This window comes from Candidatus Didemnitutus sp. (assembly GCA_019634575.1).
Lineage (GTDB): Bacteria > Verrucomicrobiota > Verrucomicrobiia > Opitutales > Opitutaceae > Didemnitutus.
Map to the genome: position 1 here is coordinate 122,041 of JAHCAY010000003.1, position 17,071 is coordinate 139,111.

Annotated in this window: 8 protein-coding genes; all 8 read right to left on the bottom strand. The window is 67.7% G+C overall.

All coding sequences use genetic code 11. The features are described from left to right. Positions 1–14: 14 nt before the first annotated feature. On the bottom strand, positions 15–1,808 hold the full coding sequence (locus tag KF715_19100; protein MBX3738809.1) for an ABC transporter ATP-binding protein: 1,794 nt from the start codon (positions 1,806–1,808) through the stop codon (positions 15–17). A gap of 27 nt (positions 1,809–1,835) precedes the next feature. Next, positions 1,836–3,971, bottom strand: a complete 2,136-nt coding sequence (locus KF715_19105; protein MBX3738810.1) for a glycoside hydrolase family 3 C-terminal domain-containing protein — start codon at positions 3,969–3,971, stop codon at positions 1,836–1,838. Then, positions 3,971–4,654: a hypothetical protein gene (locus KF715_19110; protein MBX3738811.1), complete on the bottom strand. Its 684-nt coding sequence runs from the start codon at positions 4,652–4,654 to the stop codon at positions 3,971–3,973. Before KF715_19110 ends, KF715_19105 begins: the two co-directional genes overlap by 1 nt. Further along, complete coding sequence (locus KF715_19115) at positions 4,651–6,585, bottom strand: glycoside hydrolase family 125 protein (GenBank protein ID MBX3738812.1); 1,935 nt, start codon at positions 6,583–6,585, stop codon at positions 4,651–4,653. Before KF715_19115 ends, KF715_19110 begins: the two co-directional genes overlap by 4 nt. Positions 6,586–6,587: 2 nt before the next feature. After that, the gene (locus tag KF715_19120) at positions 6,588–8,807 is read right to left on the bottom strand and encodes a glycoside hydrolase family 3 C-terminal domain-containing protein (protein MBX3738813.1); all 2,220 of its coding nucleotides are present in this window, start codon (positions 8,805–8,807) and stop codon (positions 6,588–6,590) included. A gap of 133 nt (positions 8,808–8,940) precedes the next feature. Further along, on the bottom strand, positions 8,941–12,123 hold the full coding sequence (locus KF715_19125) for a discoidin domain-containing protein (GenBank protein ID MBX3738814.1): 3,183 nt from the start codon (positions 12,121–12,123) through the stop codon (positions 8,941–8,943). 47 nt (positions 12,124–12,170) lie between these two features. Continuing rightward, complete coding sequence (locus KF715_19130) at positions 12,171–13,589, bottom strand: MFS transporter (protein ID MBX3738815.1); 1,419 nt, start codon at positions 13,587–13,589, stop codon at positions 12,171–12,173. Positions 13,590–13,600: 11 nt separating this feature from the next. Then, a complete protein-coding gene (locus tag KF715_19135; protein MBX3738816.1) occupies positions 13,601–17,041 on the bottom strand; it encodes a hypothetical protein in 3,441 nt (1,146 codons plus the stop codon). Positions 17,042–17,071 lie beyond the last annotated feature (30 nt).

Below are 17,071 nucleotides of genomic sequence, written 5' to 3' on the forward strand. Positions count from 1 at the left end.
ATTTTTCCCACCGCTCAGGCGCGCAACGCCTGCCCGCGCACGAGCTCCTGGAACAACCCCGGCCGCGCCACGAGTTCGTCGAACGTCCCCTCCTGCGCCACGCGGCCACCATCGACCACGAGGATGCGGTCGCAGTTCTTCACCGTCGCCAGCCGGTGCGCGATAAAGATCACCGTGCGTCCGCGCAGGCTCTTCTCGACCACGTCCTGCACCAGCGCCTCGCTGAGCGTGTCGAGCGCGCTCGTCGCCTCGTCGAGCACGAAGCACTGCGGATCGGCCAGCAGCGCCCGCGCGATCGCCAGACGCTGCCGCTGCCCGCCCGACAATGTCGAACCGCCCTCGCCGATCTTCGCGTCGAGACCGCCCGGCATCGCCGCGATGAACTCCCACGCGTTGGCGAGTTCGCACGCGCGCCGGATCGCCGCGTCATCGGCGTTCGGCCGAGCCACGCGGATGTTGTCGCGCACCGTCGTGCGGAAAATGAACGGATCCTGCGGCACGACGCCGAACTGCCGGCGCAACTCCGCCGCCGCGAACCGCCGCAGGTCCACGCCCCCGAGCTTCACCGCGCCTGCGGTCGGGTCGTAGAGCCGCAGCAGCAATTGCGCGATCGTGGTCTTGCCCGCCCCGGACGGGCCGACCAATGCCACGCGCTGGCCCGGCGCAATCCGCAGCGACAGATCGCGCACGACCGGACTGTCGCCCTCGTAGGCGAAGCTCACGCCATCGAATTCGATTTCCGCCCGCGCCGGGATGCCGTGCGTCGGCTCCGCCGGGTCCGGCGTCGTGCTGGGCGTTTCCAACACCACGCCGATGCGCGCCAGCGATGCCGCAGCGCCGCCCCAGAACGTGAAGGCCTGGAAAATCGCCTGCAGCGGCCACTGGAGCGAGACGAACGACGTGAAGCACGCCGCCACGACGCCGAGCGAAACGTGTCCATCGAGGTAGCGCCACGTGCACACGCCCATCAGCGCCGCGTAGCACACGTAACCGAAGGTCTCCTGCTTCATCCACTCGACGTGACTGCTCACGTCGCGCTCATAGGACTTGCGGCTGATCATCGCCGCCTGCGCCGCGAAATCCTCCTCCACCCGATCCTCCATCGCGTAGAGTTTCACCGCCTTGTTGCCGCGCAACAGATCCGCCACGCGTCCGCTCACATCGCCTTCCGCACTCTGAAAATCCGCACTGATCCGCTGCATCTTCGTCCGCGCCCGCAGCATGAACCACACGCTCAACAACGCCGCCGCCAGCACCACCAGCGCGACCACCCAGTCCCATTGCCAGAACAACAGCAGCAGCGAAATCAGGTTCACGATCGAGCCGGGCACCGCCATCGACGTGTGTTGGAAAAACTGCATCACCGACGCCAGCGGCGAGCCGAAGAGATAGCTGAACAACTCGCCCGACGAATGCTGGCCGTGGAACCGCAGGCACAGCTGGTTCACATGGCGGAAGAACTGGCTGCGCAGCGAAAAGACGATCCGCTCGCGCACCCGCGTGATCAGCCGGTAGCCGAGGTGCCAGCACACCATCCGCAACACCACCGTCGCGATCAGATAGCCGGCCGCCAGCCACCCCACGCGCCGCCACAACACATCCGCCGCTCCGCGCTGTTCCAGCGCATCCAAAAACCACTTCAGGTAGACATTCTGCAACGTCAGGCCGTAGCCGTGAATGCCGAGCAGCACGATCGCGCCGATCGCCGCCCACTTGTGTTCGACGAGCACCGGCCAGACGTGCTGGCGGAACGCCCGGTTCGCCCGGTCGGGGGCCGCCACGTCGCTCGTCCGCTCCGTCTCGCTCATGCGGGCACTCAAAGCCGAACGCGCCGCTTAAGCGAGCACGGTCAATGTCGCCGTGCGCTCGCCGACGAAAATCTGAATTTCGCCGCCCTCGAGCACGCTTCGCCCCTCCGCATCCGGAAACGCGAAATCCCGTCGCGGATCGATCTCCCAGCGGAAGACGCGCGCTTCGCCCGGCGCCAGCTCCGCGGATTCGAAATGCTTCAGGTCGCGCAACGGCCGGGTGATGCTCGCCGCCGGATCGCGGATGAACCACAACACATGTTCGCGGCCCGCGCGCGCACCGGCGTTGGTCACCGGCACTTCCGCGGCGATCGTCTGGCCTTCGCGCACGCTCGCGCGCGACAACCGGATCTCGCCGTAGTGAAACGCGGTGTAGCTGAGCCCGTGCCCGAACGCGTAGTGCGGCGATGTCGGCACGTCCTGATAAAAGCCCTCCGGGTCACGCCGCGCACGCGGACGCATGTTGTGGTAAAGCGGAATTTGCCCCGTCGTCCGCGGCCAGGTGACCGCCAGCCGCCCGGAAGGATTCGCCTCGCCCAGCAACACGCGCGCGATCGCCGCACCGGCGCGCGAGCCCGGCTGCCACGCCGCCAGAATCGCGCCGACGCCCGGCTCGAGGCGGTGCAGTTCCACCGGCCGCCCCGTCACGAGCACGAGCGCCGTGGGTTTGCCGAGCGCAGCGATTTCCAGCCCGAGTTCTTCCTGCCAGCCGGGCAGGCGAATCGAGGAACGCGAGGCGTTTTCGCCGCTCATCGACCATTGTTCGCCGAGACACAGCACTACGAAGTCCGCGGCGCGCGCCGCCGCCAGCGCCTCGACAAAGCCCTCGCGTCCACCGCCCTCGATGGCGCAACCCGCCACGACGGCGAGCTCCGTGCCAGCGGGAAGTCGCGCCCGCATTTCATCGGCGATGCTCGGTGTCTCGTCGCCTCGCCCCTGCTGAGCCCACGAGCCGAGCAACGCGGCGCGTTCCAGCGCGAGCGGTCCGATCAGTGCCACGCGTCGCGCCGCTACCGGCAGCGGCAACGTGCCGCCGTCGTTCTTCAACAGGACGAGCGAGCGCAACGCGACCTCCTCACACAGGGCCAACTGCAGCGCAGTCGGGGCCGAGCCGGTGAGCGCGGTTGATTCGACAAAGGGCTGCTCGAAAAGTCCGAGCGCGAATTTCACCCGCAGCACGCGACGCGCAGCCTCGTCCACCACGGCCAGCGGCACTTGGCCGCCGCGAACGAGCGACGCGAGGTGCCGCCGGTAGAATCCGTCGGCCATGTTGAGATCCACGCCCGCTGTGAGCGCCAGCGCCGCCGCGTCCGCTTCCGTCGCGGCGTAGCCCTGGTTCATCAGCTGCAGGACCGCGTTCCAATCCGAGACGACGAGGCCCGCAAACTTCCACCGCGCGCGCAGAATCTCCGTCAGCGTCTGCCGGTGCGCGGAGGTCGGCACGCCATTCAGATCGTTGAACGCGCTCATCACCGAGAGCGCGCCGGCGCGCACACCCGCCTCGAACGGCGGCAGATGGCGCTCCCACAGCGCCTGTGGCGAGATCTCGGTCGCGCTGTAATCGCGCCCTCCCTCGGAGGCACCGTAGCCGACGTAGTGCTTCAAGCACGCGGCGATCGGCACCGGCGCCTCCTGATAGCCGCGCACGGAGGCCTCGGCGAAGCGGCTCGAGGCGAACGGCGATTCGCCGAACGTCTCGGCCACGCGTCCCCAGCGCGGATCGGTGCAGTGATCGACCATCGGGGCGAACGTCCAATCCACACCGTGCGCGCGCGCCATCTCCGCGGTCGCCTCGCACGCGCGTCGGACCAACTCCGGATCCCACGTGCAAGCCTGCGCAAGCGGGATCGGCGTGATCGCACGGTAGCCGTGGATGACGTCGCAGCCGAAAATCGCCGGGATGCCGAGACGCGATTGCTCGACGCACATCCGTTGGAGCGCGTTGCGGGTCGTGAGATCGGCCGTGAGTCCGTTGAGGATGAAGGAGCCGTAGGTCGGACGAAACTCGTCGGGCCGTTCCGCGAGGTTGTTCGGATTGGCGTCGCCGATGCCGCACTGGTGCAACTGGTCGATCTTCTCGTCGAGCGTCATCCGCGCGAGCAGATCCTCGACGCGGGTGGCGACGGGCAGTGACGAATCGCGGAACGGCACGGCGGCGCTCATTACTTCACGAAGGGCGTCAGAAGCTTTGTCCAGACGGCGTAACCGCCGGGCGCCATGTGCAACCGATCGTGGCTGTAGAGCGATTCGTCGGGTCGGCCGTCCGCGGTCAGCATCGCGGTGTTGGTTTCCACGTAAATGCGGCGCGGGTCGGCGGCACAGAACTTCGCGATCTCAGTGTTCGCCGCGGCCATCTTGCCGCGCATTTCCCAGCGCGACGGCGCAAACTGCAGCGAGACGAACAGAATCTTCGCCGCCGGACGCACGGCATGGACCTTGGCACAGAAGACCTCGAAGTCCTGCGCGACCTGGCCGGGCGTCTTGCCGGCCGCGATGTCGTTCGTGCCGGCGTAGAACACGATCAGCCGCGGATGATGCGGCAGGATCAACCGGTCGAAATGCACGATCGAGTCCGCAATGTGCGAGCCGCCGAAGCCGCGATTCACGACCGGGATGCCCGGGAAGTCCTCTTTCAGCGATTTCCACATCCGGATCGAGGAACTGCCGACGAAGAGCACGCAATCCGGCGCGCTCGGCGCCGCAGCGTCCTGCGCGGCGAACGCAGCCATGTCTTTCGACCAGTCGGCGGACGCGACCGGATCGGCCGCGAACGCCATGAACGGCGTGATTAGAACCAGTGCCGCGGCGACCGCCGCGAGGCGAAGGAGGGGGTGGAGCGATTTCATGGAGTGGAAGATTTCTGGCGCGCCGGGACGACGTATTCCTGCCAGAGCGCGTCGGCGACGTAACCGGCGGCGGTGGCGAAGGCGCGGCCCGCTTTGTCCATCTTGGCGGTGCGGGGATCGACGCCCTCGGTGACGATGCCGCCGTCCCACGCGCTCGCGCGCAGGATTTTCAACGCGTGCTCGCGGCTGCGTTTCAGACGGAGATGATCCGCCACGCTCCACGACGTCGTGAAGGCCACGCGGTAGCTGCCGGGCAGGCCGAACGGCTCGGTGGAATAAGAATACGGATAGGCGGCGGAGTGCAGCCAATCGTAGGTCCGGACAAACGTCGGATCGTCCTCGGGCACGAAACCGACGAGCGGCAGCTTCATCTGCGAGCCCGGCGGCACTTCCGTGAAGACGTGCGCGCGACCGTCCGTCGCGCTGGCAAAGATCGGCTCGAGTCCGCCCGGCGGCACGGCCACGCAATGGCGCAAAATCGCACTCTTCAGCGCGTCGGCCCGCTGCGCGGCGTCGGCCGCGGCATCGACTTCGCCGAGCGCGGCATGAAGCGCGGACAGCTCGCGCCACGCCTGCCAGCTGAGCGCGTTGGCGTAAGTGATGAACGGAAGTTTCTGAAACTCGTCCTGCGAATCCTGCAACGACGAGTAGAGTCCCGTCGCCGCATCGAAGCGGCCGAGCAGTCGCGCGCGAAGCGCCGCCAGCGCGGCGCGGTGCCCGGCGACGAAGGCGAGATCGCCCGTCTGCCGCCAATAGCGCCCGAGCGCGACCAGCGGCGCCACGGCCTCGTCGAGCTGGAAGCCATCCTCGAGCACCATGCCGTCGATGTAGCGGCTGTGCGTGCCGGTGTTCCGCAGTTGGGTCGTGAGCGCGTAGTCGAGCGCTTCACGCGCGAGCGCGAGATCGATGTCGAGCAGGCCGGGGAACGACCACAGCATCGCATCGCGGTCCCAATACGCCGCCGATACGTAGTAGCGCGGGCTGCGCGAGGTGATGCCGACGAGTTGCTCGGTGTCGAGTGTTCGACCCCAGGCGTAGAGTGCGGTGAACAGGAGATTCCGGTTCATCAGCATATCGAGATCGGCCTGGCCGGTCGTGCCCGTGCGGGCCCGGCACCACGCCGCCGCCTTGGCCAGCACGCCGTCGACGCCATCGCGCTCGGTGTTTTCGCGCAACACGCGCGCCGCGTGCACGGCGCTGTTTTCCTCGAGACCCACGCTGAGAAAGAAGACCGCCTCGACGGTCGCGCCGGGTGCCACGGTGAAGATCCGCACCGCGTCGATGCCGGGGGCGCCTTTCCCCGCGCCGGGGTTGGGCTGCACGCGCGCGCCCGGGGCGTTCAGCGCCCAGGCGAAAATCGTGTCGTGGGTGATGAAACTGAACATCGACGTGTCGCCGGTGGTGAACTCGCGCGCGCCGCGGAGCGCCACGGGCGCGTAGGTGACGCGGTTCAACGCGCCCCACGAAGTGCGCACGCCAAGGTGCACGGCGACCGGCTGGGCCCGCCGATTCACCAGGGTCAACCGAATCATCGCCGCGCGCGCGCCGGGCGGCACGCAGTAGGTGAGCGTGCGCTCGAGGCCGTCGGTCGCGAGTCGCGCCGTCGGAATCCAATATTCCGCCAGTTCCCACTGCGGGGCGCGAAACGGAAGCGGTTGGCCATCGATCTCGAAATACGGCTGCACCGCCGGTGCTCCGCCCTCGCCCACGACTTCCAACAGGCCGCGGTCGCGCATCGAAAGCACGTTGAAGCTGTCGAGCGCCCCGTCCGCCGCGCGAATCGTCGGCAGGGAAATCAGCTCGTTGCCCGTCGGCAGGACGTCGTCCGGCGCCAACTGCACCGCGAATCGCCGCAGCTCGTCCGCGCCGGCGCAGCCGAGGCCGAGGGTCAGGGCGACCCACGCGACGGCCATGGCGCGACGGAGCGGCATCGTCATTCGAGCTTGAAGCTCGCCGTAAGCGTTGCCGTCGAATCGGCGCCGACGAAGACGTCGAAGTCGCCCGGTTCGGCGCCGTAGGTCATGTCGCGACGCCAGAACGAGAGATCGGCCGATGTGAGCTGGAACGACACGTCGCGCGCCTCACCGGCCGCGAGCTCGATTTTCTGGAAGCCCTTCAGCTCACGCACGGGCCGCGTGACGGAGCCGACGCGGTCGCGCACGTAGAGTTGCACGACTTCCTCGCCGGCGCGCTGGCCGGTGTTGCGCACGCGCGCGGTGACGGTGATCGTGCCGTTCGCCGGCAGGGCCGGCGTGCTGAGGCGGAGCTGGTCGTAGGCAAAGCTCGTGTAGCTCAAGCCGTAGCCGAAGGGATACTGCGGCGTGTTGGGTGAATCGATGTAGTGCGAGAAATACGGATCCTTCGGGTCCTTCGGCTCGGGACGACCGGAATTCTTGTGCGCATAGAAGAGTGGGATTTGCCCCACCGAACGCGGCCAGCTGAGCGGCAGCTTGCCGGACGGATTGTAGGCGCCCGTGAGCACGTCGGCGATCGCGGGACCGCCCATCGTGCCCGGGTGCCAGGGAACGAGAATGGCGTCGGCGAGCCCCTCGATTTTGTCCAACAGCTGCGGCCGGCCCGCCATCACGAGGAGCACGACCGGCTTGCCGGCGTGGTGCAGCTCCTCGAGCAGGGCGATCTGCTGGCCGGAAAAGTCGAGTGACGTGCGGCTGGTGCACTCGCCCGATTGGAAAACATCCTCGCCCAGCGCGACGATGACGACGTCGGAAGCATCGGCGGCGGCGCGCGCGGCCGCGAAGCCGCTGCGGTCGTCGCTGCGCGTGTCGCAACCCAGCGCGTAGCGGAGATTGTCGCCGTAGAGTTTTTGCAGCGCGGTGCGCACGGTGACGGTGTCCTTCCGGTCGACTTGGGCGTGCCAGGTGCCGACTTGATCGAGCGGGGCGTCGGCGAGCGGACCGACGAGCGCGATCTTCAGACCGGACGTCTTCAGCGGGAGCACGTCGCCCTGGTTCTTCAGCAACACACACGAGCGGCGCGCGAGATCGCGCGCGGCCTGGAGGTGGTCCGGGTGCAGCAAGAGCTTTTCCTGCCGGGCCGGATCGGAGAAGCGATAAGGGTCCTCGAAGAGCCCGAGGCGGAACTTCGCGGCGAGAATCGCGCTCACCGCCTGATCGAGGCGCGCCATCGAGACCTTGCCCTCGCGCACGAGGTCGGCGACGTGCGGACCGAAGGCGCCGTTCTCCATGTCCATATCGAGGCCGGCGTTGAAGGACTTCAGCGCGGCGTCGCGCACGTCGGTGACGTTGCCGTGGGCGCGCATCTCGGTGACGCTGGCCCAGTCGGAGACGACGAAGCCCTTGAAACCCCACTCGCGGCGCAGCACCTGATCGAGCAGGAACGGGTTCGCGGAGCACGGCGTGCCGTCGAGGTCGTTGAAGGCCGCCATAAAGGCGGCGACGCCTTCGTCTTTGGCGGCGCGGAAGGGCGGCAGGTAAACTTCGCGCAGCTGGCGCTCGGTCACGTCGGTCGTGAAGTAGTCGCGGCCCGCCTGCGCGGCGCCGTAGGCGGCGAAGTGTTTCGCGCAGGCGAGCACGCGGTCGGTGCCGGCGAAAGTGCCGTCGCCCTGGAAACCGCGCACCCGCGCGCGCGCGACGGCGGAGCCGAGGAACGTATCCTCTCCTGCGCTCTCGGCGATGCGGCCCCAGCGCGGATCGCGCGCGATGTCGACCATCGGTGCGAACGTCCAGTGGATGCCAGCGGCGGCGGCCTCGGTGGCGGCGATGTGCTCGGCCTGCTCGATGCGCGCCATGTCCCACGACGACGCCGAAGCGAGCGGGATGGGGAAAATCGTCCGGTAGCCGTGGATGACATCGAGCGCAAAGAGCAGCGGGATGCGGAGACGTGAATGCTCGACAGCGATCTGCTGCCATTTGCGCGTCTGCTCGGCGCCCACGACGTTCAGCATGCTGCCGACCTCGCCTTTCTCGAGCTGCGGCGTGAGCGAGGAATCCGATGCGGGGCCCGTCATGTCCTCGCGCGAGGAATACTGGACGAGCTGGCCGACCTTTTCCTCGAGCGTCATGCGCGACAACAGATCGCGCACGCGGTCATCGACGGACGGTGCCGGGGCCGCGCGCAGCGCGACGAAGAGCGAGCCGAGAAGCAGAACGGAGACAGAACGGAGGAAACGCATCGTGAACGGTGGGACGGATGGTAGGGCCTCACCTCGTGTGAGGCCTGTTCCCGGCCCGGTCGCGAGGCTCGACACAAGGTCGAGCCCTACAACCGGAGGAGAGGCGCGCACGCGCGGTGTGGTTGGGCGAAACTCAGTAAGCAATCGACAGTTTCGCCGGGAGGCTGTCGATGCGGATTTCGTTTTGGTGCATCAGTTTTCCGTCACCGTGCACGACGCGAATCGGACGCGAGAGCGGGGAGCGCACGATAATGCCGCCGGGCGGAACCTTCACGCCGTCGGCGATGGTGACTTCCACGGTAGGCACCGAGCCATCTGCGGCGCGCTGGCTCTTCACGGTGTAGCTGATCTTGCCGTAGTAGGTCGGCATCGAGACGACCTCGATGCCGGCCGGATCGGTTACCCATGCGTCGGACACGCCAGCCGCGAGGACCAGCGCGTCGTCCTGCTCGCGCTCGTAGACGAACATGCCCCGCACGGAGCGGATGAAGTCCGAGCCGCACCAGGTGTGCGGCATGTCGCCGATCGTGCGCGGGGTCTTCGGGTCGCGGAAGACGACCTCGGCCCAGTGATTCCAGCCCGCGGGACGGCGCAGCGACATGAAGTAATCGAGGCAGGCCTGCGCGCGGTCCTTCTGCCCAAGGTAGACGAAGGAGCCGATGACGCGATTCTCGTAGGGCGTGAGGTCGAGCCAATCCATCTTGCCGTCGCGGCGGGCGACGAAGCGCTCGAAGTATTTCTCGAATGTGCGACTGAGCGCCGGCTCGGGGAGCAGGCCGACTTCGTTGCCCGGTTGCACGAGCACGGTGGTCGAGGTGGCGTCGAAGTCGCCGAGTTCCGCGCAACCCGGGATGTAATCCACCTTCGTGTTCTGCATCGCGAGGCGGATGGAGTTGTAGAAATCCTTGCGGAAGTCGTCGCGCTCCGCGGCGAACTCCTTCGCGGCGGCGGTCTCGCCCAGGATTTCGGCGATGGCCGCGGCGTCCTTCAGGCCGCGCAGCGTGAAGGCATCGTCCCAGTAGGAATGCATCGGCTTGGCGCTGTATCCCTCATGGCTGATCGATTCGGGCATCAGGCCGTAGAGCGCGCGCTGTTCGGGCGTGCCGCTGATGAAGGGCTCGACCTTGCGCGTCGCGCGCAGTTCCTGGATGTAGCGGACAGTGCGCACGACATGTGGCCACTTGGCGCGCAGCCATTCCTTGTCGTGCGTGAAATGGTAGACCTGCATGAACAGGTAGATGAGCTGACCGTGGCTGTCGTTCTCCGGCGTCGGGTCAGCACCGAGGCGGTCGACGACGCACGGCACCTTGCCGCTCGGGAACTGGAAGGGAGCATACCAGTCGGCGAACGCCTTCACGGCGTCGTTGAGTCCGAGCTCGAGCAGGGCCGTCGACGTGAGCGAGCCATCGCGAATCCACGAACGCTGGTAATTGCGCGAGCCGGGTTGGAAGCGGACGCCGTCCTGATTGATGAAGATGTAGGCGAGGTTCGACTTGATGGTGTCGATCACCGGTTGCGCCGAGGCGGGCAGGCGGACTTGGAACAGATCGAGACGCGACTCCCACATGGCGCGCGCGGCTTTCTGCGCGGCATCGACGTAGCGCGCGGCTTCGTCGGCGGTGACGTTGGCCGGGATCGGCTGCGTCGGCTGGTGGAACGGAGACGCGAGGCGCACCTCCTGACTCGCACCGTTGGCGAGATCGAAGTCGTAAGCCAGCGCGCCGGAGGCGAACCCGGCGGCGTCTTCGGCGGCGGTGGCCGCGGGCAAACGGCCTTGCGCGAGGTGTTCGACGATTTCGCCGGACTCGAACGGCGTCGCGCCGAACGCGGTCGGACGATCGAGCGGAATGACGCGGCGATTGCCGACCTGCACGACGCCGTCGACGAGCGCGACGCGTTCCACGCGCGCCCAGCCGGCGGCGCGGAAGATGTTTTGCCACGGCGGATCGACCATGAACGGCCGCACCGCGAGGAAGAGTTTTCCTTTCACGGGCACCCCGGAATTCGTGAGCTGGTAACGCGTGAGCAGCACGCTGTCCGCGCCGGCCGGCCCGGCGGCGAAAGTCGTGATGCGCAGCGTGAGATCGCCGCGTTTCCACTCGACGGTGGGGATCGGGAGGTAGCCGGCTTCGAGCGACTGCGAGAGCTGCACGTCATTCCAGGTCACGAGCTGACCATCGACATAGAGGAACGGCTCGACGGTGAATGAGCCGCGCGCGAGTTCGATCTGGCCGGTTTCGCCGATGAGCGCGTTGTCGCCGTCGGCCGGACTGCCGGCGGTCGTCCAGTAGCACTGTTCGCCAATGTAGAATTTCGGGAAGAAGCCGCGACGCTCGCGGCGCGCGATGGCTTCGAAGAAGGTGTTCTCGTTCTGGCCGAATTGCGGCGGCTGCACTTCGAGGCGCGCGAGATCAACGCCCTTGGCGACTTCCTCCGGCGGCAATTCGAGGCGAAGCAGGTTGCCCTGCTGCTCGGGCAGGTAGACGTAGTCGCGACCGCCGTTGCCGCGCGTGACGGAGGCGACGGTGCGCCACTCGCGTCCGTCCGCGGAGAGTTGCACGGCGTAACTCGCCGCAGCCTTGCCCGGCGCCCAATCGAGAATCAGTCCGCCGAGCTCGCGCTCGTGGGCGAAGTCGATCGTGAGCGCCGCCTCCCCTTCCCCGGGCGCGACGGACCAGTGCTCGACGACGGTGCCGTGGGCATTCGCGGTCGGAGCGCCCGACGTCGCCTGCACGGTGGCCACAGCGGCGTTGGCGGCGGCGTCATCGATCGCAGTGAATCGAAGATTGGAAATGTAGATGCGGCCCACGCCGCCGGTGGCGGTGGCGACGGTGAACTCGATAGCGCGGATGCGCTTCGGCTCGGGGATGCGATGCGGGCCCCAGCCGAACGAGAGGTGGCGCTTGCGCACGTGCTGCATCTCGAACTGCGTCGGGAACGTGTAGGAGAGCCGCTTGGCCATCCAGACGTTGTCGTATTCGTCGATGAGCTTCACCTCGAAGTTGTTCACCTGGCATTCGCCGCGGAGGTCGAAGGTGAACTGGTAGTTCGCCGGCAGTTCGATATCCACCGCGCGGCGGGCGGTGGCGTAGCCGTAGGCGTGGCTGAGGTCGAAATCGAGCGCGACGGCGCCGCCGGTCTTGCCGGCGGCGTGGCCGATCTTCGCCTGCGCGCCTTCGGAGGTGACGGCGGTCCAGCCGGCGACGGTCGCGAAATCGTCGAGCTGGCGCGATTGCGCGCAGCCGAGGGCGGCGGACGCGAGCGCAGCGGCGGCGAGGCGAACGAGCGGACGGAGTGAAACGGAGTTCGTATTCATCGCTGGAAAAGTGGGGCCAAGTGCGCCGGCCCCGGCGGCTGTTTTGCTCAGGCGGCGCCGGCGGGCTCCGCGGAGGCTTTGCGCTGTTTCAGCAGCGCCTTGATTTCGTAAGCGCGCGTCTCGGTCAGCGGGTAGTTCGCGAGGAGCCAGACGCTCACGAGGCAGATCGCGGCCGGCAGGCCGATTTCCCAGGCGCGGAGCTGGAACAGCGTGGTGTCGCTCTGCGTCTTGGCGCCCTCGACGAAACCGGTGAAGCGTTGCAGGTAGCCGCTGATGATCGTCGCGATCGAGACCGCGACCTTCCACCACCAGTTGTAGACGGCGAAGTAGATGCCCTCGCGGCGGATGCCGGTGGCGAGTTCCTCCTCGTCGCACACGTCCGCGATCATCGCATTCACGAGCGAAAACGCGAAAGCCATACCCAGCGAAAGGCACACCGTCGGAATCGTCGTCCAATACGGGTGCGCCGGGTTGTAGCAGACGATTTTCGAGAGATTGCCCCCGATGATCAGCCCGAAGGCCACGAGCACCGTGAAACGTTTGCCGTAGTGCTTCGAGAGCCAGGTCATCGGAAACGCACCGCCGATGGCGACGGTGGCCCAGAGCGTGCCGTTCAGCGCCATCACTTCGGAAGCGGCGTCGGTGTTGCCGCCGAAGAGAAAGAAAATCTGGATGTAATTGTTGAAGCCCATCACCAGCTGGAACGCGACGATCAGCAGCACGAACGCACCCACGAGCCGGAGGAACGTGCGGTTGCGGTAGGTCGCCTTGAAGCTCTGCCAGATCGGCACGCGCTCCTGCTGACTCGCCTGGTGCATCTTGCCCTCCCGGCAGACGAACGCGCACCACATCGCCGCGCCCGTGAGCATGACACTCAAGCCGAGGCAGACCCATTTCACGCCGTTGACGGCATCGCCGCCGAACATGGGGCGGTTGGCGAGATAGTAAACCCACGGCAGCGCCAGGGCGCCGATGTTGCCGATGATGGTGCTGTAGGCGAAGAGGCTCGTCTTCTCGTGGTAGTCGTCGGTCATCTCGAGCCCGAGCGCGCCGTGCGGGATGGCATAGATCGGCACCACGGTGTAGAAGAAAAGCGACGTCACGAGGAAGTAGCCGAACATCCACTCCTTGCTCCAATCGCGCGGCACGGTCCACAGCGCCCAGAACGCGATGCCGATCAGCACGCCGCCGACGACGAGGAACGGAATGCGCCGGCCCCAACGCGAGCGGCAGTTGTCGGACATGTTGCCGAGGAACGGATCGATGATCGCATCCCACAGCCGCGGGAACGCCTGCGCATAACCGATCCAGATCGCGCTCACGCCCAGACCGACGACGTAGACGAGGTTGGTGAGCTGGACGACGGAATTGACGGCGACGATGGTCACCACGGCCCCCATGCCGTAGGCGACCTTTTGCGAGAACGGAATGCGGTCGGCCGCGGCGGTGGTGTGGTGGGGTGTCATCAGTTCAGCGGTTAGAGTTCGATCTCCACGAGATTGCCGTCGGGTTTCAACAGGGAGGAAATCGCGCGTGCAGGCACTCGCAAGCCGCCGGTGCGGTAGGGATTCGCCTCGGGCGCGCCAGCGAGGTCGCGACCGTTCACGCGCACGCGCTGCGGCGTGTGCGTGGCGGACTTCACCGCGAAGGCGAGGCGCACGGGGCGGCCGCAGAGATGCGTCTCGGCGGTCAACCCGTCGAGGCTGCGCGGCAGCACCGGATCGAACACGACGTCGCCGAACGATTCGCGCAAACCGAGCAGGCAGGCGCGGATCTTGTGCAGGTAGAGTCCGGGACCGCTGGAGTAGAGCCGCCAGCCGCCGCGCACCGGCACGCGTCCGGCGCGCAATTCCGGCCAGCGCGCGGCCGCTTCCACGCGGTCGGCGAAGTCGGCATCGGAGCTGGAGAAATAGACGTTGCTCTGACGCGGGACCGCGCGCGGCACGACTTGGTCGAGCCCGACCGGATTCACGACCTGCAGCGCCTCCCACAGGCGCTCGGCGTCGCCGATCTTGGCCATCGCTTCGGCGTAGCGGATGTGCGCGTGCACGTATTGCAGGCCAATTTCGCGGCCGACGTTCGCGGCGGTCTCGCCGCGCTTGAACAATTTTTCCAAGCCGCCGTGGTAGGTCGCGGGCTCGCTCATGAGCCGGACGCCGTCGGTGAATTTCAGATCGCGCTCGACGATGGAGAGGTGGCGCTTCGCCTCCTCCGGCGTGAACAGCTCCGCGATCACGGAACGGGTCATCGGCAGCAGCCGATAGCGGATGCCGGTGATCTTGTCGCTCGGGTGCAACAGCGGACGCTTCGAGCCGTCGGCCTCGTTGACGAGGAAACCCGCCACCGTGCCGCCCGGCATCAGCTGGGCGCTGAAATCCCGGCGCATGCGCGCGAGCAGCGACTCGAGGACGCCGGTCCGGGCGGTTTCGCCCGCTCGCTGGCTCACCGCGGCGAGCTGGCGGAAAGTCTGGTAGGCCAGCGCCACCGTCCACGCACTGACCATGCGCGTGCGCATCGTCGGATCGGCGGGTTGCAGGGTGTCGTCCCAATCGCCGTCGCCGTAATTCACGAGCGCCGTGCCGGGCACGAGGCGGCTCTCGACATGCGCGACCACGCGATCGCAGTGCACCCAGAGGGATTCCCGCGTGCCCGTCGGGCGGAAGGACTTCGCGTCGGTGTAGTCGATGTTTTGGCCGAGGAAGCCGAGATCGTTGGTCGCCTCGACGTAGTCGCACAGCGCCTTCACCGGCCAGAAGCACACGTCACCGTGGCTGTGCGCCTGCTGGATGAAGTGAAACGGCGGAAACATGAACCACTGCGGCCAGGCGCCTTCGACGCCCTCCGCCTTGGCCGCCGCGCCGAGGTATTGCTGGGCAAAAACGGTCTCGAGCACGCGCCGCGCGACATCGAACTCGCCGGCCGCGAGCAGCCACTCGATCGAACCCTGCGTGACATCGCGCACGCCCCACGCCGCGCCGCCGTATTGCTCGAGGCCGTGCGGCGTCGAGAAATGGATCGAGGCGTTATGCGTGAACCACGGCAGCACGTCGTCGACGCGCGCCACGCCGCCATCGCGCGCGCGCCCCAGCCGCACCGGAGCGAGCGGCGGGCGCGCCGCGGGGCGCTCCGCGGCGAACTCCTCGCGTGCGGCCGCCACGGCGGTTTCGAGCGCGGGCAAGCCGGCATGCGTGCCGACCAAGGCGAGCGAAAGGCGACTCGTCGCGACGGAGCGCAGCGCGGCGTAAGGGCCGCCGCGGGACTGGCGGTCGGCGTAGAGCAGTTCGTCGCCGCCCAGCTCGGCCAACTGCGCCGGCTCGATCGCCGCGAGGGCGAAACAGGTGTTGGGCAGATGTTGGGCGAGAAAACCGGAGGCGGACGGCACGGCGGCCATCCAGCCTTGCGCGGCGTTGACCTCCAAGGTGCCACCGGCGTCGAATTCGTTGGCCCCGAGCGCGAGCGAATGCGTGACGAGGAACTCGCACGGCGCACCCGACGTCACTTGCAGCGTGAGAAAACTCGCCGCCAGCTCGCCGGAGCAGGTGAGCACGGCCTCGATCGTGGCGTCGGCCAGACGATAAATCCAACGGACGCCGCCGGGCTCCATCACGAACGCCGAGGGCACGCCCAGCTGGCGCCACTCCCCTGCCCGGCGCACGAACACGCGCTGGCCGCTCGCGCGCGCGAGGTTGAGCGGGTGGCGCACGACGGAAAGCAGCCGCGTGATGCTCGGGTTGCCGAGATAGACTTGCGCGCCGAAAATGCCGGCGGCGTAGGCGGTGATGCCGAACTGGCCGTCGTCGATCCAGAGCGACGAGCCGTTGCGCACGATGTGTCCGTGCGGCCGCGCGACGAGCGCCTCCTTGGCGCGGAGGACGACGTGCGTATCCGTGCCGCAGAAAAACGAGAGGAGGTTGCGCTGCGCGTCGAATTCCTCGTGGCGACGCGCGGCGGGGAACCAGGCGACGAGATCGGTCGCCGTGGCGTTCTCACCGTGCACCCACGGCGCAGTGAAGACGGAGCTTGGTGCGGTGCAGAACGACGCCGTGCGCGGCGCGTTGGCCCAATCAGCCGGCAGCACCTCGGCGAGGCGCGCCACATCGGCGATGGACGAAGCAGTCGGGTGATCTTCGGCGAAGCGGGCGACGAAAGTCGCCGTGGCGGCGCCGCCCGGTGCGAGTGCGAGCGGGCGGGTTTGCAGGCCGGCGAGCGCGCACTCGTATTGGAGGCGGCGCGACGGCAGCGAGGGCTCGCGCATCGCGAGCGGTTCGCCGGTCAGGCGGAAATCGGCGCCGAGGAACTGATAGGCGTCCGTGCAGAAAGCGGCAGCGCCTTCGGCGCAGGCGAACGCGGCCCACGGATGGCGGCCGCCGGCGGCAGGTTGGTTTTGGCGGGCGAGGAGGACGTGGCCGAGGGTGGCGTCGGTGACGGGGAGCAGGTCGAGGTATTGCGAGGTGTAGGCCTCGTTGTTGCGCACGGCGCCCTCGTCGGCGAGGCCGAGGTCCTGCGCGTGGAAAATCTCGCACGTGAGCGACGCGCCCGACGTGTTGCGGAGTTGCACGCGCCACGCCCAGGCGGCGTGCTGCGGATGCAGCGTCAGGGTCGTGACGCATTCGAGGCCGGCGCACGGCGTGGTGCGCCACGCGGGACCGGCGGCGGTGAAATCGACCTCACGTCCGACCAGTGGCGCCCATCCGGCGACTTTGCCCGCGGCGTCTTTCCAGCGCACGAGAAGGCGGAAGAGACCTTCCTCGGCGGGGCCGGGCAGCACTTGGTTGAGCAGGGTCTCGCGGTGGCGCAGGGCGAACAGCGTGCCGCTGGGCAGCAGTTGCGCGCGGAGTCCGCTGGCGGAAGTCAGCTCGATGAGCCCGAAATCGGCGGCGGCGGAGAGCGAGAGTGCGTGAGGAGAAACGGAACCCATGACGGGTGACGGATTGCGAGCGCGTTGGCG